This window comes from Streptomyces mexicanus (assembly GCF_902506575.1).
Lineage (GTDB): Bacteria > Actinomycetota > Actinomycetes > Streptomycetales > Streptomycetaceae > Streptomyces > Streptomyces mexicanus.
This window is the reverse complement of the sequence record NZ_LR732663.1, coordinates 1-18,110: the sequence shown is the minus strand read 5'-3', so window position 1 is coordinate 18,110 and position 18,110 is coordinate 1. Positions and strand designations below refer to the sequence as shown.

At 72.8% G+C, this 18,110-nt stretch carries 17 protein-coding genes and 3 pseudogenes; 16 read left to right on the top strand and 4 right to left on the bottom strand.

What is annotated here, in order from left to right:
* The first annotated feature begins 2 nt into the window (after window positions 1-2).
* The gene (locus GV126_RS34540) at window positions 3-1,283 is read left to right on the top strand and encodes an ABC transporter substrate-binding protein (RefSeq protein WP_159675246.1); all 1,281 of its coding nucleotides are present in this window, start codon (window positions 3-5) and stop codon (window positions 1,281-1,283) included.
* Between the two features lie 131 nt (window positions 1,284-1,414).
* A complete protein-coding gene (locus tag GV126_RS34535) occupies window positions 1,415-1,699 on the top strand; it encodes a helix-turn-helix domain-containing protein (protein ID WP_159675244.1) in 285 nt (94 codons plus the stop codon).
* A 48-nt stretch (window positions 1,700-1,747) separates the two neighbouring features.
* Here the strand turns inward: GV126_RS34535 and GV126_RS34530 are convergent, their stop codons facing one another.
* Both GV126_RS34530 and GV126_RS34525 read right to left on the bottom strand, forming a co-directional pair.
* The gene (locus GV126_RS34530; RefSeq protein WP_159675242.1) at window positions 1,748-2,134 is read right to left on the bottom strand and encodes a hypothetical protein; all 387 of its coding nucleotides are present in this window, start codon (window positions 2,132-2,134) and stop codon (window positions 1,748-1,750) included.
* 324 nt (window positions 2,135-2,458) lie between these two features.
* On the bottom strand, window positions 2,459-3,913 hold the full coding sequence (locus tag GV126_RS34525; RefSeq protein ID WP_159675240.1) for an MFS transporter: 1,455 nt from the start codon (window positions 3,911-3,913) through the stop codon (window positions 2,459-2,461).
* A gap of 277 nt (window positions 3,914-4,190) precedes the next feature.
* On the opposite strand from GV126_RS34525, the gene GV126_RS34520 reads away from it, so the two are divergent.
* Both GV126_RS34520 and GV126_RS34515 read left to right on the top strand, forming a co-directional pair.
* On the top strand, window positions 4,191-4,874 hold the full coding sequence (locus tag GV126_RS34520) for a TetR/AcrR family transcriptional regulator (RefSeq protein ID WP_159675238.1): 684 nt from the start codon (window positions 4,191-4,193) through the stop codon (window positions 4,872-4,874).
* A 71-nt stretch (window positions 4,875-4,945) separates the two neighbouring features.
* Window positions 4,946-5,248: pseudogene (locus tag GV126_RS34515) on the top strand (metallophosphoesterase family protein); the annotation flags it as partial.
* 252 nt (window positions 5,249-5,500) lie between these two features.
* Here GV126_RS34515 and GV126_RS34510 read toward each other — a convergent pair.
* Window positions 5,501-5,935 carry an ArsR/SmtB family transcription factor gene (locus GV126_RS34510; protein WP_159675234.1) on the bottom strand — a complete coding sequence of 145 codons (435 nt, stop codon included), beginning with the start codon at window positions 5,933-5,935 and terminating at the stop codon, window positions 5,501-5,503.
* Window positions 5,936-6,060: 125 nt separating this feature from the next.
* On the opposite strand from GV126_RS34510, the gene GV126_RS34505 reads away from it, so the two are divergent.
* Window positions 6,061-7,302: an MFS transporter gene (locus tag GV126_RS34505; RefSeq protein ID WP_419796049.1), complete on the top strand. Its 1,242-nt coding sequence runs from the start codon at window positions 6,061-6,063 to the stop codon at window positions 7,300-7,302.
* Window positions 7,303-7,434: 132 nt separating this feature from the next.
* Here the strand turns inward: GV126_RS34505 and GV126_RS34500 are convergent, their stop codons facing one another.
* A complete protein-coding gene (locus tag GV126_RS34500) occupies window positions 7,435-8,088 on the bottom strand; it encodes a ScbR family autoregulator-binding transcription factor (protein WP_159675230.1) in 654 nt (217 codons plus the stop codon).
* A gap of 164 nt (window positions 8,089-8,252) precedes the next feature.
* On the opposite strand from GV126_RS34500, the gene GV126_RS34495 reads away from it, so the two are divergent.
* From GV126_RS34495 to GV126_RS34450, 11 genes and pseudogenes are all read left to right on the top strand, one after another.
* Entirely contained in the window at window positions 8,253-9,305 is a 1,053-nt protein-coding gene (locus GV126_RS34495) for a ScbA/BarX family gamma-butyrolactone biosynthesis protein (protein WP_328707384.1), read from the top strand.
* Window positions 9,299-10,420, top strand: a complete 1,122-nt coding sequence (locus tag GV126_RS34490) for an acyl-CoA dehydrogenase family protein (protein WP_159675226.1) — start codon at window positions 9,299-9,301, stop codon at window positions 10,418-10,420. Before GV126_RS34495 ends, GV126_RS34490 begins: the two co-directional genes overlap by 7 nt.
* Window positions 10,417-11,193, top strand: a complete 777-nt coding sequence (locus GV126_RS34485; RefSeq protein ID WP_236570376.1) for an HAD family hydrolase — start codon at window positions 10,417-10,419, stop codon at window positions 11,191-11,193. The genes GV126_RS34490 and GV126_RS34485 overlap by 4 nt, the downstream gene beginning before the upstream one ends.
* Window positions 11,194-11,267: 74 nt before the next feature.
* A complete protein-coding gene (locus tag GV126_RS34480) occupies window positions 11,268-11,906 on the top strand; it encodes a TetR family transcriptional regulator (protein ID WP_159675224.1) in 639 nt (212 codons plus the stop codon).
* 29 nt (window positions 11,907-11,935) lie between these two features.
* A pseudogene (locus GV126_RS37405) lies at window positions 11,936-12,283 on the top strand (LysR family transcriptional regulator); the annotation flags it as partial.
* Between the two features lie 75 nt (window positions 12,284-12,358).
* Complete coding sequence (locus GV126_RS34475) at window positions 12,359-13,060, top strand: LysR substrate-binding domain-containing protein (protein WP_236570377.1); 702 nt, start codon at window positions 12,359-12,361, stop codon at window positions 13,058-13,060.
* 270 nt (window positions 13,061-13,330) lie between these two features.
* Complete coding sequence (locus GV126_RS34470) at window positions 13,331-14,311, top strand: NAD(P)H-dependent flavin oxidoreductase (protein WP_159675220.1); 981 nt, start codon at window positions 13,331-13,333, stop codon at window positions 14,309-14,311.
* Between the two features lie 89 nt (window positions 14,312-14,400).
* The gene (locus GV126_RS34465; protein WP_159675218.1) at window positions 14,401-14,991 is read left to right on the top strand and encodes a YciI family protein; all 591 of its coding nucleotides are present in this window, start codon (window positions 14,401-14,403) and stop codon (window positions 14,989-14,991) included.
* Between the two features lie 56 nt (window positions 14,992-15,047).
* Window positions 15,048-16,484 carry an FAD-binding protein gene (locus GV126_RS34460; RefSeq protein ID WP_159675216.1) on the top strand — a complete coding sequence of 479 codons (1,437 nt, stop codon included), beginning with the start codon at window positions 15,048-15,050 and terminating at the stop codon, window positions 16,482-16,484.
* 30 nt (window positions 16,485-16,514) lie between these two features.
* Window positions 16,515-17,447: a hydroxymethylglutaryl-CoA lyase-like TIM-barrel protein gene (locus GV126_RS34455; protein WP_159675214.1), complete on the top strand. Its 933-nt coding sequence runs from the start codon at window positions 16,515-16,517 to the stop codon at window positions 17,445-17,447.
* Window positions 17,444-18,110 (top strand): annotated as a pseudogene (locus GV126_RS34450) (hypothetical protein); the annotation flags it as partial. The gene GV126_RS34455 and the pseudogene GV126_RS34450, both read left to right, overlap by 4 nt.

Sequence of the window (18,110 nt, the reverse complement as noted above, 5' to 3'; positions counted from 1 at the left end):
CCGTGAACGTCACCCACCACAGGCCCCGCACCACCCGGACCGCCCTGGCCGCGGCGCTCGCCGCCGTGCTGCTCGCGGCCGCGGCCTGCAGCTCCAAGGCCGGCGACCAGGGCGGCGGCGATGGCGCCGACGGCGTGAAGACCGGCCGCGGAGTCAGTGCCGAGACCATCAGGCTCGGTGCCCTGACCGACCTGACCGGCCCCTACGCCACCCTCGGCAAGTCCATCGTGCAGGCCCAGCAGATGTGGGCCGACGAGACCAACGCCCGGGGCGGCATCTGCCACCGCAAGATCGAGATCGTCGTCAAGGACCACGGCTACGACGTGCAGAAGGCCGTCACCGCCTACGCCGACATCTCCTCCGACGTGGTCGCCCTGCCCCAGGTCATCGGCTCACCCGTGGTCGCCGCCTTGCTCGACGACATCCAGCGCGACAGGATCCTGACCTTCCCGCAGGCGTGGGCGGCCTCGCTGCTCGGCAAGGACGCCGTCCAGGTCCTCGGCACGACCTACGACCTCGACATGATCGCCGCCGTCGACTTCCTCACCCGCACCGGGAAGGTCGCCGAGGGCGACACGATCGGCCACGTCTACTTCGAGGGCGACTACGGCGACAACGCCCTGGAGGGCTCCCGATGGGCCGCGGGGAAGGCGGGTCTGAAGGTGGTCGGGCAGAAGATCAAGGCGACCGACACCGACCTGTCCGCCCAGGTCTCCGCGCTGCGCAAGGCCGGCGTCAAGGCCGTCCTGATCAGCGCGGGACCCGCCCAGACCGCCTCCCTCGCCGGTGTCGCCGCCTCCCGCGGCCTGCGCGTGCCGATCGTCTCCAGCGCCCCCGGCTACGCCCCGCAGCTGATGAAGACACCCGCGGCGGCGGCCCTGGAGGCGATGGTGCACGTGGTCAGCGCGGCACCCGCGGTCAGCTCCGACCTGCCCGGGGTCGAGCGGATGGTCGCCTCGTACACGAAGAAGTACCCCGGCTCCCCGGTCGACTCGGGTGTCCTCTCCGGATACAACGCCGCCCTGGTCCTCGGCGCGGACCTGAAGAAGGCGTGCGAGCGGGGCAGCCTCACCCGCGAGGACGTCGTCAAGGCCCACCGCTCCCGGAAGAACGCCGACACCGGCCTGGGCACCCCGCAGGACTTCACCGACGTCTCCCGGCCCGCCGCCCGCTCGACCTACGTACTCAAGCCCGACCGGAAGGCGGTCGGCGGCCTGGTGACGGTGGAGCAGGCCCACGAGGCCCCCGGCGTCGAGGAGTACCTCGCCTCGCACGACGGCTGACGGCACCGCCGACGCACCACCGGGGGACCGGCCCGCACCCCGGCTCGGCGCGACGACTGCTGAATCCTCGTCACCGCTTCGACGTAGGCCCAGGAGCCGATCGACCGGGCGGCCTCGCGCAGGGCGCGGTTGTGGGGCTCGACGCGGTCGGGGGCCACGAGGGGGAACCCCGCGCCGCCGATGTTCCACAGCGTCGTGAACGCCGCGAGGAACTCGTCCGGTTCGACGCCGCCGCCCACCGCCTCGCCGCGGGGTGCGGCGCCGCACAGGTGGCCGCCGACACCGGCTACGCCGACCAGTCACGCCTGCACCGGGACGTCCGGGCCGTCGCCGGAGTGACACCCACGGCCGTCGCCGGCGCGGCATGGCTCTCGGTCGACGGCATCGCGTGGGCGTCCCCCGCCTACCTCACGTAGGAGCCGCGCAGTGGCTCGCTCCGGCACTCTTCCCCCGCGGGAGCGTGGCTAGGAGAAGAAGGGCCAGAGGGAGACCATGGCCGCGATACAGCCCGTGGCCGAGATCGCGATCCAGTACAGGGAAAAGGTGTTGAGCGGCACCTTGGTCAAGGGGTTGCGTTCCTGTTCCAGGATGTCGGCAGCGACTTTCTTCCCCACGGGCGCCAGCATGATGACGAACATCAACAGGCCGCAGCTGTACAGATACAGAGTGAAGGAGACGGAGTAGCCTCTTGCCGCCGCGGCGGGCACCAGAAAGACGCAGCCGGCCAGAGGGGCCAAGGACGTCTGCCGCCGCGCCTTGGGCGTCGGCATGCACCAGCGCATGGCGACGAGGTGGACGACGGTGGCCACGGCGGCGACGAGGACCCACTCGTTTGTGGTCAGGGGCGACATGCTCGTGGGCTCTCCCGGGGCGGAACACGATGGATCTCTTCGACGGGACGACCGTGAGCGGGGCGACGACCCGCAGGCGTGAGGCGTCTGCGGACCCGGTTGCGCTCGGCGGAGCCCGACCCGACGACCGTAGGAGCAGGGGCATCCGCCTGTGAAGGGTGACGTCGGGCACCGTGGTCCGGCCGGACCTTGCCGCCCTCCGGCAACCTCGTGGGCCGGCGGATGCAAGCCGCTCGTCGCAGGAACGGCGAGGGGCCGCACGCGGGTGCGGCTCCTCGAAGGCGTCGGGTGCGGGTGATGCCGGTCCGTCGGGTCGCGTGGCGTTCAGGCGCCGGTCGAGGTGCGGTCGCGGCGCAGGAAGGTGGCGGCGATCAGGACGCCGAGCAGGACGAGGGCCGCGTTGACGGCGATGGCGACCGTCACGCCGTGCAGGACGGCACCGGCGGTGGTCGCCCCCGCGGTGGCGGTGACGACCGTGGACATGATCGGGGTGCCCAGGGTGATGCCGATCTGCTGCGACATGGTGGCCAGCCCGGTCGCCAGGCCCTGCTCCCGGTCGGGCAGGCCCGAGGTGGCGGTCACCATGAACCCGACGATGACGAGCATGTTGCCGACACCACCGAAGAAGGTGGCGGGCAGCAGCAGCCCCATCCACGCCGTGCCGTCGCCGAGCAGCACCAGGACCGCGGTGAACACCGTCTGGATCAGGCCGCCGGCCACGAGGGCGGTGAGCGTGGAGGTGCGCGCGATCACCTTGGGGGCGAGCATCCCGCCGGCCACGGTGCCCAGGCCCAGCACGCCGAAGGAGACGCCGGCGGCGAGCGCGGAGAAGCCGAGGGTCTTCTGCAGGTAGAGCGTGAGCAGGTAGACCAACGAGGTCTCGGTGACGAACGCCAGCAGACCGAGGATGTTCCCCCAGGCCACGGTCCGCCGCCTCAGCACACGCAGGGGGACCAGCGGTTCGGCCACCTTGCGCTCCACGAAGGAGAAGAGCGCCAGCAGCGCGGCGCCGGCGAGCAGGGCGGCCAGGGCGGGGCCATAGGTCCAGCCGTGTTCTCCCGCCTGGGTGAGGCCGTAGACGATGCCGAGCAGACCGAGGGTGACGCTCAGGGCGCCGGGCAGGTCCAGTCGCGGACGCGCCTCGGGGCGCGACTCCTTGATCACCGCCGGGGCGACGAGCAGGACGGCGAGGGCGACCGGCACGTTGATGAAGAAGGACCAGCGCCAGGAGAGCAGGTCGGTCAGGATGCCGCCGAGGACCGCGCCGGTGGTGAAACCGGCCGACATCAGCGCGCCGTTGAGGCCGAGTGCCTTTTCCCGCAGCGGTCCTTCCGGGAAGGAGGTCGTCAGCAAGGACAGGCCGGCCGGGGTCACGGCGGCGGTGGCCAGTCCCTGCGCCACCCGGGCGACGATGAGCACGGTCGGCGAGGTGGCGAGCCCGCCGAGCAGGGAAGCGGCCCCGAGGACGGCGAGACCGGCCAGGAAGATCCGCTTGCGGCCGACGAGATCGCCGATGCGGCCGAAGAACAGGGTGAACCCGGCCGCGCAGAGCGCGAAGGCGGTGGCGATCCACTGCAGGTTCGCCAGGGAGAAGCCGAGGCTGTCGCCGATCTCGGGCAGGGCGACGTTCAGGATGGAGAAGTCGACGGCCAGCATGAACTGGGCGACCAGGAGGACGGCGAGGACCACCTTCAGGCGGCCCGTGAGCCGCCGGCCGGGATCGGCCGAGGTGGTCGGGGCCGGAGCGGCGCTCACGGGCGCGGGACGTGTCGTAGACATGACTGATCGACCTTTCGGAACCGTTGGGACCGATGGGGCTGACTGGGGATGGGACCGATGGGGCTGGACGGGGAGAGAGCTGATGAGGTCAGGGATGAGGTCAGCAGGGAGATGGATGTGCTGTCAGGGCAGAGGGGCTGAGGGATCCGGTCGTCGCCACGCGGGGCGCCACCGCGAGGACGCGCCGGAACCGACCCTCCAAATGGGCCTGTAGTTCCATTACGATGCGAGACGATAGCACCGCACGCCGCAGTAACGGAACAGGAGTCCCGATAAGATGTCTGACGTGCCCGACGGCCCCACTCCGCCGCCGGCCGGACCGGAGCCGGCCCAGTCCTCCGCGCCGGGCACCGTGCGCCCGGGCGGGCGCACCGCCCGGGTCCGGGCGGCCGTCCTCGACGCAGCCGGCGACGTCCTCGCCGAGGCCGGGTTCGAGGGGCTCGACCTGGCCGACATCGCCCGGCGGGCGGGGGTCGGCAAGACCACCGTCTACCGCCGCTGGGGAACTCCCGCGGCGCTCGCCGCCGACCTGCTGGAGGACATGGCCGCCCAGTCCCTGCCGCGCACCCGCGCCGGCAGCCTCGCCGAGGACCTGCGTGCCAACGCCCGACTCGTCGTCAGGACCCTCACCGACCCCCGTCAGGGCCGGCTCTTCCGGGCCCTGATCGCGGCCTCGCTGTGCGACGCCCAGACCGCCGAGGCGCTGCACCGGTTCTACGCCGTCCGCATCAAGGAATGGGCCGGGTGTGTCACCGACGCCATCGCCCGCGGTGAGGTCCCCGAGGACACCGACGCCCGGGCCGTCATCAGCGCGGTCTCCGCGCCGCTCTACTACAGCCTGCTCAACACCGGCGAACCGCTGGACGAAGCCGCCGCCGACCGGGCGGCGGACGCCGCGCTGGCCGCAGCCGCCGCGGGTGTGTACCGGACCCCGGCCCCGCGGGCTGGTGCGCAGGCATGACCGGCCGCTGAACGGCACCTCACAGCCCCCGAGGCGGCCCGCTCCGAGGCGCTTCCCGAGAACGACGTGCGGACCGGACCGTGGTGTGCGGGCACACCCACATGCCGTACCGACGCCTGGTCGACACCCGCCTCGTGGTCAACTCCGGCAGGGTCGGCATGCCCTACGGCCGGCCCGGCGATTCCCGGGCGCTGCTGCACGGCGCGCAGGTGCACCTGCGGCACACGGCGTTCGACCTCGACGACGCCGTGCGGCGGGTCGTCGAGGAGTCGGGCTACGGCGACGGCCAGGCCTGGGCCGAGCACTCCGGGGGCACCACCGACGCTGGGGCGCTGCGCGCGTTCGGCCCCCGGGACGGCCGGGCCGTGTCCTGACGCCCCGGGGGCGGCGAACGTCCGCCGTGTGCCCGGACCGTGCAACGCCACGCCGCTCACGCCCGGATCGTCCAGGGTCAGGTGGGTGGCCGCGGGCAGCACGGCCAAGCAACGGCCAAGGGGCGGCGGTTCGGCACGGAACGTACGGGCGACGGACGGCAGGCGGCGGGCGACAGACGATGGGCGTCCTTCTTCCGTCCCGTTCTCCGGGACGGAAGAAGGACGCCCATGTCGTCTGCCCGCCCGACGGAATCAGGACGTGCGGGTGCCGGCCTTGCGGGTCTGCGGCGGGAAGTCCGGGTCCTGCGGGGCCCAGGCGGCCACCAGGTCCAGCAGACCGGGGAAGCGGGCGTCGAGGTCGTCGGCGCGGACGTGGCTGCGGCGTTCGAGGCCGTACTGGCGCTGCCGGATGATGCCCGCCTCGCGCAGGGCCTTGAAGTGGTGGGTGAGGGAGGACTTGGGGCGGTCGATGCCGAACCAGCCGCAGGGGTGGTCGAACGCCTCGCGCTCCAGCAGCAGCTTGCGGACGATGAACAGCCGCAGCGGATCGCTCAGCGCGCCGAGCACCGTTTCCAGGCGCAGCTCCTCGCGCTCCGGCTCGGGCAGCGGGGCCGGCAGGCCGTCGGGTTCCGGCACCGGCCGGCGGCGCGGCGCGGTGGGCGGGGTATGCGCGGCGGTCGCGGTCATAGGCGTCTCTCCATCATCCGAATCCTATGTACGACTCTGATCGTACTGCATGCTAAGTTCGAGTAGAGTCGTACTGACCCCGCCGGAAGCAACCGGGAGGAAAAGTCATGTCCGAGAGTGGAACCATGCCCGCGAAAGCGGTGCAGCCGAGGATCGACGAGCGCGTGCAGTCGCCTGCCGCGGTGGCACCGACCTGGTGGGTGTGGCTCGCCGCCTGGCCGGTGACCGCGGTGTTCGTGCTGTCCAACGCGGCGACCCCGCTGTATGTGCTGTGGCAGCGCGACATCGGTTTCTCCAAGGGCACGCTGACCGTGATCTTCGCCTTCTACATCGTCGGTCTGCTCGGCTCCCTGCTGGTCTCGGGTGTCGTGTCGGACCGGCTGGGACGCAAACCCGTCCTGCTGCCCGCCCTCGGGCTCGCCCTGGCCGCCTGCGTCATCTTCGCCACCGCCGGCAATGTCGCCGCGCTGATCGTGGCCCGCCTCTTCACGGGCATCGCCGTCGGTGCCGTCGTCTCCGCCGGCATGGCCGCGGTGACCGACGTGGCAGGCTCCGAACGCAAGCGGCTCGCGGCGCTGCTCGCCTCCTGCGCCATGGTCTTCGGCGCCGGCCTCGGCCCGCTGCTGGCGGGCATCCTCTCGGAGACCCTGCCCGCGCCCACCGTCACGGTCTTCGTCGTGGAGATGGCGCTGCTGGTCACCGCCGTGCTCGCCGTGCTGCGCATGCCCGTGCGGCGCCCGCAGGCGTCCACCCGGCGCGGCGCCTGGGTCCGTGTGCCGGGCGTCCCGCGCGGCAACGGTCCGCAGCTCACCCTCGGCATCGCGGTGTTCGCGCCCGGCATCACCGCCACGTCGTTCGTGCTGTCGCTCGGACCCTCGCTGCTGGCGGGCCTGCTCGACACCACCAGCCGGATCGTCTCCGGCGCCATGGCGTTCGTGATGTTCCTGGCCGCCACCGGAGTGCAGTTCGCCGTGCAGAAGCTGCGCCGGCGCACCATCCTGCTCGCCGGTGCCGTCGCGACCACCCTCAGCATGACCGCGCTGATCACCGCCGTGCACACCTCGTCCGTGCCCGTCCTGATCGCCGCGGCGCTGCTGGCCGGGGCCGGTCAGGGCATGGGCCAGCTCGGCGGTCTGTCCCTGCTCAACTCCACCGTGCCGCCGCACCGCCTGGCCGAGGCCAACGCCGCTCTGAACGTGGGTGGTTACGTCCCCGCGGGCCTGCTGCCGGTCTCCGCGGGCTACCTCAGCGACGCCGTCGGCCTGACCACCGGCGCGACCGTGTTCGCCACCACGCTGCTCAGCCTGGCCGTCATCGGCGGGATCGTCGTCCTGGCCGCTCGGCGGCGGGTGCCCGAGCCTGCGTGAGAGGCGGCGGGGACAGCACCGGCACCCCCGTGCGACCGGCGCACCACAGCTCGTCCGCGGGCTGTGGTGCGCCGCCGTGCCGGCTCCGGCGCCGCTCGGCGTCCGCGGCCGGCGACGCCCCTGCGGTGCGCCTCAGCGGGCGCGGATGGAGTGGAACAGCAGCTCGCTGACCTCCGCCCACCGCTCGACCACGTCCGTTCTGTCGTGCAGCACGTCCGAGATGTGCTGGGCGCCGAAGAAGGCGGCGACCAGCGACCGGGCCGCCGCCCCGGGCACCACCCCCTGGCGCAGTTCACCCGCCTCGCGGGCGGCCAGCAGCAGGGACGTCAGCAGTTCCGTCCAGTCCACGTACGGCGTCGGCAGCTCGGCGTCGATCTGCGGACGCTCTATCTGCAGGCGCGCGCCGGCCTGGACGATGCTGTCGTCACGGAAGGCGCACGCCGCGCGCGCCAGCAGCTGGACCACGGTGTCCAAGGGCCCGAAGCCTTCCGCCGAGACCTCTTCCAGCAGGTGGGGCCAGCGCGCGTAGTGCTCCTCCACCACCGCCACGGCGAGCGCCTCCTTGGTCGGGTAGTGGAAGTAGACCGCTCCCTTGGTCATCCGCACCCGGTCGGCCACCGCCTGAATCGACGTCTGACGGAATCCCTGACGTGCGAACAGCTCGGCTGCCGCGGCGAGGACCAGCAGCTTGGTGCGGGCGGCGCGGTCCTGCTTGGGGTCCGGCCCTCTCCTGGTGACGATCCTCTTCGTGGCGAACACGGGGGCGGCGGGGTGTGGCTTCGGCATGGCTCTGCTCCCTGCGGACAGCGGCGTCTCACGTGTGGGGAGGCGGCTCGTTGAGACCCAGTGGACGGTTTTCGGTCAAGGTGGCGAACAATCCCCCTCGGCAATAAACCTTCCCGAAGGTATATTCCTCGGTGTCGCTTCCCTTCGAGCACGGACGATAGCGGGTGCTGCACGATCGCGACTATGGGGAGGGGAAAAACTTGCACGTCGCGCCGCCGTTATCCACGACTTTGCCGAAGACCGCCGCACTGCGTGTGCCTGGGCGCAGGGCAACCCTCGACTCGCGCGTACCGCGCGCATCGGTCCACAAGGCCTCCGACGACGAAGTCATGCTGTCCGACGCAGACCGCGTGGCAGACGACCACTTCCGCGTCACCGCGCTGTGGCACCGGGACCACTACCTGGGCCACATGAACAGTGACGTGTGCGATCCCGTCCTGCTGGCCGAGACGGCGCGGCAGGCGGCCATCCATCTGTCCCACCGCTTCTACGGGGTCCCCTTCGGCCACCCGTTCGTGATGCACGAACTCACCGTCGACCTCGACACACCTCTGCCGGGTCTGTCCGCGGATGCGCCGCCCGTCACCCTGGAAACGCGTTTTCACCGGCAGGGGGAAGGCCGGCGGATCGTCACGACCATGGAGTCGGTGGTGGACGTGGGGGGCCGCCGACTGGGCCGTGCCCGGGTGCGCTGGGCCGTTCTCGACCCCCGCCGTTACGCGCTGCTCAGGAAACGCGCCGTAACCGCGGCGAGCCCGGGGGCGGTGGGCGGCGACGCCGCGCCCCTGGCTCCGTCCCGCGTCGGCCACCGGCTCGACCGCGACGTCCTGCTCGCCGCCGATCCCGCGCACCCCGGTCAATGGTGGCTGCGCCTGGACCCCCGCCATCCTGTCCTGTTCGACCATCCCTCGGACCACATACCCGGCATGGCTCTCGTCGAGGCATTCCGGCAGATGTCCACGGTGCTCGCGCAGGACGCACCCGCAGCGGGGGCGTCCGCCCGACGGCACCCGTCCGCGCTGTCCGTGGCGTTCACGTCCTTCGGCGAGCTCGACCTCCCGGTACGCCTGACCGCGGAGCCCGCCGACGACGAGGAAGCCGTACCCGGTGCCGTCCTGCTGCTGCGGGCCGTGCAGGCAGAGCGCGAACTGGCGCACGCACGGGTACGGCACCCGGCGCTCCACGGCACCCGTTCCCGTCAGGAGGCGGCATGCTGACCGCACAGCGCACCCGAAGCACGCCCGTCCTGGCCGATGCGGACCTGATCGCGGCCGCGCGCCGCGACGCGGCGGCCGCCGAGGCGGCAGGCCGCCTCACTCCGCAGGGCGCCGCGGCGCTCCCCCGCGCCGGCTTCCCCCGCCATTTCGTGCCGCGCGACCGGGGCGGCGCGGCCGGTGAGTTCGGCCCCCTGGTGTCCGCCACGGCGCAGGTGGCGGAGGCGTGTGCGTCGGCGGCCTGGTGCGCCGCGCTGTTCGCGGCACACGGCCGGCTCGCCGCCTATCTCCCGCCGGCCGGCCGGCGCGAGGTCTGGGCCGACGGCCCGGACCAGCGGATCGCGGCCGCCGTTGTCCCGCCGCAGGGACAGGCGGTGGCGCGGGACGGCGGGTGGCGGCTGGGCGGCGCGTGGCGGCCCGCCAGCGGCGTCGACCACGCCGACTGGGTCCTGCTCGCGTCCTGGACGCCGGGCCCCGCGGGCAGGCAGCACCGGATCTTCGCCGTACCGCGCTCGGAACTGGCCGTGGAAGACACCTGGGACTCCTGCGGGTTGCGGGGCACGGGGGGCAACACGGTCAGGGCCGAGGGCGTGCGGGTGCCGGAGCACCGCTCGATGCCGGTGGAGACGCTGCTGCGCCCGCGGCCGGGCGCGGCACGCTGCCATGCCGTTCCGTTCCCCATGGTCGCCGCCCTGATCTTCGCCGCGCCGCTGCTCGGCATCGCCCGCGGTGCCCTGCGCACCTGGACGGCCGAGCGGACCGGCGGCCCGGCCCCGCATCCGGCCACGCACACGGTGCTGGCCGAGGCATCGGCCCGGATCCACGCCGCCGGGCTGCTGCTGGACGGTGCGGCCGCACGCGCGGACCGTGGCGAGATCACTTCGCTCGCGGTGGCCGAGAATCGCCGGGACGCGGCGACCGCGGCCACCCTGTGCCGCGAGGCGGTGGACTCGCTCTTCCGCGCTGCGGGCCTGCGCGCGCACGCGCGGGACAGTGTGCTGCAGCGGGCCTGGCGGGACGCGACGACCGTGGCCGCGCACGGCACGCTCGACGCCGATGCGGCGGCCCGGGCGTACACCGAAGCCGTGCTGACCCCGGACGGAGATGATCCGGCGTGACACACGTGTCATGGGAGCCCCGCTCCGGGTCCGTCCCCGGTCCCGGTGCGGGGCGGCTCCCACGCCCTGCCCTGGCGTTCTTCGACGTCGACGAGACCCTGCTCGCCACCAAGAGCATGCTGGACTTCTGGCACTTCTGGCGGACGGTACGGCACGAGTGGCCCGCCGTCGGTGACCAGGATGACCACGACGGCGAGGTGCGCACGACGGGCGCGGACCGGTCCGCCCTGAACCGCGCGTACTACCGGCGTTTCGCCGGAGTGCCGGCCCACGCCGTGCGGGCGGCGGCGCACCGCTGGTACGACGCCCACCGCCGACGACCGGACGCGTTCGTCGTCGGGGGACTCCAGGCCGTGCGGTGGCACCGGTGCCGGGGACACGAGGTGGTGCTCGTCTCCGGCTCGCTGCGCCTCGTGGTGGAGCGCGTGGCCGAGGACCTCGGCGCCACCCAGGTGTGCTGCACGGAGCAGGTCGTCTCCGCGGACGGGGTGCTGACGGGGGAGGTGGACCGCCCCATGATCGGGCGGGCCAAGGCCGACGCCGTCGCGGCCGTGCTGGCCGAGCGCGGGGTGCCCGCCGCGCAGTGCTTCGCCTACGGCGATCACGACAGCGATCTGGACATGCTCCGGTCGGTGGGCAACCCGGTGGTGGTGGGTGGCACGCCCGCGCTGCGTCAGGAGGCCGAACGGTGCGGCTGGCCCGTCCTGAGCCCGCGCACCGGCCCGTTGGGGGCCCTGGCGGACCGACGGATTCCGGCCGGGGTGAACGGCTGATGTCGGGCCGATTTCCCTCTCGTCAAAAGAATCCTTCTCTTCGGTATGTTTGTGCCCTCTCAAGATCGGAGGGCATGCGCATGGTCAAGCAGGAGCGTGCCCGGCGTACCCGGGAGAAGGTTCTCGACGCCGCGGCCGAAGAATTCGCCGTCCGGGGCTACGACAAGGCCACCCTCGATGCGGTGGCCCGGCGGACCGGCATGACCAAGGGAGCGCTGTACGGCCATTTCTCCTCCAAGGCGGACCTCGCCGCAGCCCTGCTGGTGCGGTGTCAGGAGGTCTGGCGGGAGCTGGTGCCGGCCGGGGGCGAGCAGGGCGTCACGGCCCGGACGGCGCTGGAGTCCCTGGCCGCCGGCCTGTTCCGGCGGCTGCGGGAGGACGTACGGCTGCGGGCGGCGCTGCGGTTGTCCAGCGACTGCCCGAATCTGGCACGCAGCGCGCCGGACGTCCTGCGGGACGTGCACCGCGTTCTGGAGGACCTCGTCCGGCGCGCCCAGCGGGAGGGCGACATGCCGCCGCACCCGCCCGAGCTCGTCGCCCGGCTGCTGCTGGCGGTGATGTACGGTGCGCTGCACCTTCCGCCGGGTCCCGGGGGCTGCGGCCGGACCTCCATCTGGCCGGCCGAGTGGCGGCTGCTACTCGACGCGCTCTCCGGCGAACCGGCGTGGCCGCACGCCTCTGCTGTTCGTGACCATCCGGTTTCGGGACCGTAAAAAATTCCTTCTGGGAGGTATTTTCTGTCATGCTGACACCGTCCCGGTCGCGAGGGGCATCCACTCCGCCCGGCAGTGAGGCCGGACAGCGGTCACGTCGGCACGGACGGAAGGACGTTCACGTGAGCGTGCTCCACACACGAGCGGAATCGCCGGCCCTGAACCGAACCAAGGCCGGCGAAGCCATGCGAGACGGCTCGGCCCGCGACGGCCTGCGGACCGCCGCAGCGCACGCCGAACACATCGACGACTTCGACATGCGGCACCTTCGGTATTTCCTGACCGTGGTCCGGGCCGGCACGGTTTCCGCAGCCGCCCAGGAATTGCGGATATCGCAACCCAGCCTGAGCCAGCAGATCAGACGCTTGGAACGACGCATAGGCGCCCCGCTCTTCATCCGGAGTTCTCGCGGAGTTGAACTGACGTCGGGTGGCCGGGCATTTCTCCGGGAAGTGCAAGGAATTCCCGGGCAGCTGCGCTCGGCCATCGCGGCGGCGGCTCCCACGCCGCGCACCTGGCCGGTCGGCGTGTGCGGGGGAGTACCGGCCGAGGTGCTCGCGGAGGTGCAGGCCGGCCTGGCCGGACAGCACGCCGAGCAGAGCGGCGCACAGCCCGGGCCGCGGCTGCCGATGCGCGCGGTCGACGCGGCGGACCAGCAGGAACTGCTCCGGCACGGCGAGATCGCCTTCGGCATCGTCAGGCTGCCGCTGCCCGCCTCCGGCCTGCTGCGGGCGGTGGTGTGGGACGAACCGCTCGGCATCGTCCTGCACTCCGGGCACCCCCTGGCCGGCCGATCCCACCTGGGCTGGGACGACCTCGCCGGCCAACGACTGCTGTGGTACGACGACGGCTGCGCGCCCGGCTACGCCGACTCCGTCCCCGCCCAGCTCGCGGCGCTCGGCTGGCACGCCGAGCTGTTCCCCATGGACCAGGACCAGCACGCACTGTTCGTGCACGCCCTGCAGACCACCGCCGACCTGGTGGGCCTTCGGCCCCGGCGCGCCGTGCAGGGCGCCGCACAGCTTCTGTGGCGCCCGCTGCCCACCCCCCGGCCGCCGCGGGAACGGCTGGCCGTGACCGCGCTCGCCGACAGCCATCCGGCCCGCGTCCTGCGCCGAGCCGCCGCGCAGCGCGATTGGCACCTGCCGGCCTGATCCGGCTGCCGCCGGAGAACCCTCCCGACAATTCCACACTTTCATCGGCCCGGAACTTCTGGTTCCGGGCCTCTTCTTTTCGTGGGGCGCGGCCATAGGTCCCGCCGTATGACTCCCACGGGTTTTACGTCTTGGACGCTGCCGTCCGATCGGACCTAATCTCATGGACCGGAAACGCGAGCGGCCGCACTGTTCGCCCGGTACCCGCATCCGTTTCGTCAATTCCTTTCACATTCATGGACCGGCCGCGCCGAGAAACCGAGGAGAAACGTGATCTCGACCAAGCTCACAGAGCTGCTGGGAATCGACCACCCGGTGGTCAGCGCACCGATGGGCTCGGTGTCCGGAGCCCGGCTCGCGACCGCCGTCACCCAGGCGGGCGGCCTGGGCCTCGTCGGCGTCAGCTACGGTGACGCGGCCTTCATCGACGAACACGTGGCCCAGGCCACGAAGGGCGGCGGAGTGTGGGGCGTCGGCTGCGTCATGTTCACCTTCGACGAGCGCCCCGGCCTGTGGGACAAGGTCCTCGGCTACGCGCCGCCGGTCATCGCCCTGTCCTTCGGCGACGAGGACCAGGTCCGGCGCTACGTGGCGTCCGCCGCGGAGAGCGGAGCCCATGTGGTGGTGCAGGTGCACGACACCGAGCAGGCGGTCGTCGCCGTGCAGGCCGGCGCCTCCGTGCTGGTGGCCCAGGGCGCCGAGGCCGGCGGCCACCACAAGATCCGGGCCACGCTGCCGCTCGTGCCCGCCGTGCTCGACGCCACCCAGGGCGCCGTGCCGGTGGTGGCGGCGGGCGGATTCGCCGACGGCCGGGGCCTGGCCGCCGCGCTCGCCCTGGGCGCCGACGGCGTGATGATGGGCACCCGCTTCGCCGTCACCGAGGAATCACTGGCCACCAGCGGCTTCAAGAACACCCTCGTGTCCGCCGCGGCCACCGACACCGTCAACACCCGCGCCTTCGACGTGGTGCGCGGCATCCCCTGGGACGAGGTGTACCAGGCACGTTCGGTGAGCAACGACTTCACCCGCGAGTGGACCGGACGCGACGCGGAACTGGCGGCGCGCCGGAGCGAGATCGAGCCCGCCTGGACCGCCGCGGTGGCCCGTGACGACACCGGTCAGCGAGCCCTGTTCGCCGGAGAGGTCCTGGACCTCGTCACGGACGTGCGGCCGGCCGCGAGCGTGGTGCACGACACGGTGGCGGAGGCCGAGGACATCCTGCGCCGGCTCGCCGGACGCGTCCGGCCCTGACCGGCCACCGCACACCCGTCCCCTGTGACCCCGACCCGCCCGGCGACCGTACGCCCCGGGCCTGCGCCCACACCACAACCGGAGACCCCGTGATCCACGTTCTGACGCTCACCTACCTCAAGCCCCGCGACGTCGTCACCGCCCACCTGGCCGAGCACAAGGCCTGGCTGCGCGAACACGCCGACCAGGGCCGCATCCTGCTCAGCGGCCCCCGGCCGGACGGCGGTGCCGTCATCGTCACCGCCGACCTCGACGAGGCCACCGTGCGCGACCTGATCGAGACCGACCCCTGGCACCGGCTGGGGATCGCCTCGTACGAACGGACCTCCTTCGAGGCCCGCACGGCCAGCCCCGGCGTGATCACCGCGGCGGAACCCGACGACAGCGTGGTGCTGATCAACGTGGCCACCACCGAGGACGCACCCGCCACCGTCGACGCCCTGGCCGAGGCGGTGCGGCACGTCGCCGCCACCGCCGACGGATTCCGCGGCTCGCGCCTGCTGACCGGCGTCGACGGCGACGCCGTGGTGAACCTCGCGTCCTGGAGCGACGAGAAGCGCTTCCGGGCCATCTTCGACGACCCCGAATTCACCCGCCGCTACGAGGACTTCGCCCGCACCACGACCGGAGCCAAGTACCGGCTGTACCGCACGAGCCGCGTCATCACGCCCAACCGCTGACCCGGGGCACCACCCCGAACCGCTGACCCGCCCCCTCACCCACCAAGGAGACAACGATGACCACCGCGCCCGCGTCGGCCCCTTACGACCTCATCGTCGTCGGATTCGGCGCCGCCGGCCTCTCGGCCGCCCTGTCCTTCGCCGAAGCGACCCTGGACTGGCCGCGCCCCTCCCGGATCGCGATACTCGAACGATCCAGCCGCGAGGAGCGGGGCGGCGCCACCCGCTGGACCGGTGCCTTCCTGCGGATCAACCAGGACCGGGAACTCGACCCCGACTGGCCCGAGCACGTCAGCCGGGTCTCGGGCGGCCTGGCCGACCTCGAGTACTGCCGCACGGTGCAGCGGGACACGCCGCAGACCCTGGCGTTCGTCGAACGACACGGCGTCGAGATCCTCTTCCAGGACTTCCCGCTGCCACACACCTTCGACGGCGGCACCCCGTCCATGACACCGCCCGCCAGTCCCCGCGGCGGCGGCGCGTCCATCGTCGAGCGACTGGGTGCCGCCCTGGACGACGACCCCCGCGTCGACATCCGCTACCGGACCGAGGCGCTGCACCTGACCACGGGCGAGGACGGAGCCGTCGACGGCGTCGTGGTCCGCGGCGCCGACGGCCGCACCGAGCGGCTCGCCGGCCGCACGGTGGTCCTCGCCTGCGGAGGTTTCGAGGGCAACGCGGAGATGCTCACCCGGTACGTCGGCGACCGCGCCTGCGACCTGCCGCTGATCGCCCCGGGCGTGGCCCACAACCGCGGCGACGCCCTGCGCATGGCCCTGGAGCTCGGCGCGGACACGGCCGGCCAGTTCGACGGCATCCACGCCGAGCCGGTCGACCGCCGTACCCGTAAGGCCGACGCCGTGCTCTACGGCTTCGCCTGCGGCATCTTCGTCAACGGCCGCATGCAGCGCTTCTTCGACGAGGGCCGCGACACCTGGGACAACACCTTCGAGCACGTCGGCTACGAGATCTGGCGGAACCAGGACCAGGAAGCGTACTGGATCGCCGACGCCAAGACCCTCGCCATCCCCGGCATCATGAACTCGCTGCTCAGCGACGTACCGCCGGAGCAGGCCGACACCCTGGAGGAACTCGCCGACAAGCTCGGCGTCGACGCCGAGGCACTGCAGAAGACCGTCGCCGAGTTCAACGCCGCCGTCGGCCCCGGGCAGTTCGACCCGACCCGGTTCGACGGCAAGAGCACGGTCGGCCTGACCCCGCCCAAGTCCAACTGGGCGACCCCCCTGGACACCCCGCCGTTCATCGGCGTGCCGGTGACCGCTGCGATCTGCTTCACCTACGGCGGTGTCCGCACCGACCTGGACGGCCGGGTCGTCACCCCCTCCGGCACCGCCATCCCCGGCCTGTACGCCGCCGGCGAGGCCACCGGGCTCTTCTACCACGCCTACCCGCCGGCCACCTCGGTGCTGCGCTCGCTGATCTTCGGCCGGCGTGCCGCCCACCACGCGGCCGGCGCCCTGAGGCCGGCCTGACCCCACCCACGTCAGTTTCCAGGAGGACCCATGAGCATCGTCAACATCGACGTCACCCTCCGCGACGGCGGTTATCGCAACGGTTTCGCCTTCCCGCTCGCATACGCCCGCAAGCACGCGAAGCTGAGCGTCGAGGCCGGCTTCGACTGGGTCGAGATCGCCTACCGCAAGGGATCGTTCGCCCCCATACCCGACCTCGGGCTGACCGGCCGCGGCGACGACGACTACATCACCGCCATGGCCCAGGAGATCGGACCCGAGCGGGTGGCGATGATCCTCCACCCGAAGAACATCACACGCGACGACCTGCCCGCCATGTACGCGGCCGGAGCCCGTCTGGTCCGCATCATCCTGCCCGCCAAGGGCTACGAGACCGGCCTGGAGTACGTACGCCAGGCCAAGGACCTCGGCTTCACGGTGGGGGTCAACTTCGCCCGGATCAGCCAGTGGCCGGCCCGTGACGTCGTCGAGGTGGCCACCGCGGCCACCGACGCCGGCGCCGAGTTCGTCTACCTGGCCGACTCCAACGGCAGCCTCTCCCCGGTGGACACCACCGACCTGACCACCCTGACCCGGTCGGTCACCGGCCGCGCGGTGGGCCTGCACGCCCACAACAACCTCGGGCTCGCCCTGGCCAACGCCATCAGCGCCGTCGCGGCCGGCGCCACCTGGATGGACTCCTCGATCCAGGGCATGGGCAAGGGCCCGGGCAACCTCATCGCCGAGCAGTGGCTGGCCCACCTGGACCGGACGGACCCCGAGGCAGCCGCCCGCCTGAGCCTGGCCCCCCTGCTGGAACTGGCGGACCTGCTGCTCGCCAACATCCCGGAGGGCAGGCCCTCGCTGCCCCTGCCCGACCTGGTGCTGGGCCGCTACGACCTGTCCGTGGAGCACCGCAAGGACCTGCTCGGCGGGCACGGCAAGGCCATCGCCACCGCACGTGTCCTCGCCGGCGTCCAGTGACCCACACCCGGCCGGCCGTGCCGACGGCGGTGTTCACCCCGCCCACCGCCGTCGGCACGGCACACGCCCTCGTCTTCGCGCCGGTCACCCCCCACTGGGACGAGGGGGCGTTCTTCGCCCCGGTCATCCGGGCCCTGAACCGGGCCGGGCTCCGGGTGACCGTGGTCGACACCCTCGCCCTGTGCGACGGGACGACCGACTCGCTGGCCCGTGTCACCGCCCGCTGGCGCGCACTGCTTCCGGCCTTCGGACCGGTGGACCTGCTGTGCGGGAACGCGCTGGGCGGCGCGGTGGCCCAGGCGCTGCTGCCGTACGTCGACCCGGCCACGGCCGTCCTGCTCGTCTCCGGGCCGGCCCGCACGGACGCGGTCCTGGAGCAGCGGCTCGCCCGGATCGCCGACCTGGCCGCGGCGGGCCGGACCGCGGAAGCACTCGCCCTGCTGCACCGGCGGGTGCTGCCCGCAGACGCCCCGAGCCCCCGCCCCCCCCCCGCGCGGACCCCCACCCCCGCCCCCCCCGGCGGCGGCCCGCGCGCGCCCCGGGGGCCGCCCCCCCCTCACCGGGGCTGCCTCTCCGCCCCCGCACGGGAACGCACCCGCCCCCCTCCCCAGTCTGTGCTCTCCCGCTCCCCCCTCTCTACGCCTCTCCCCCCTCCCCTCCTCG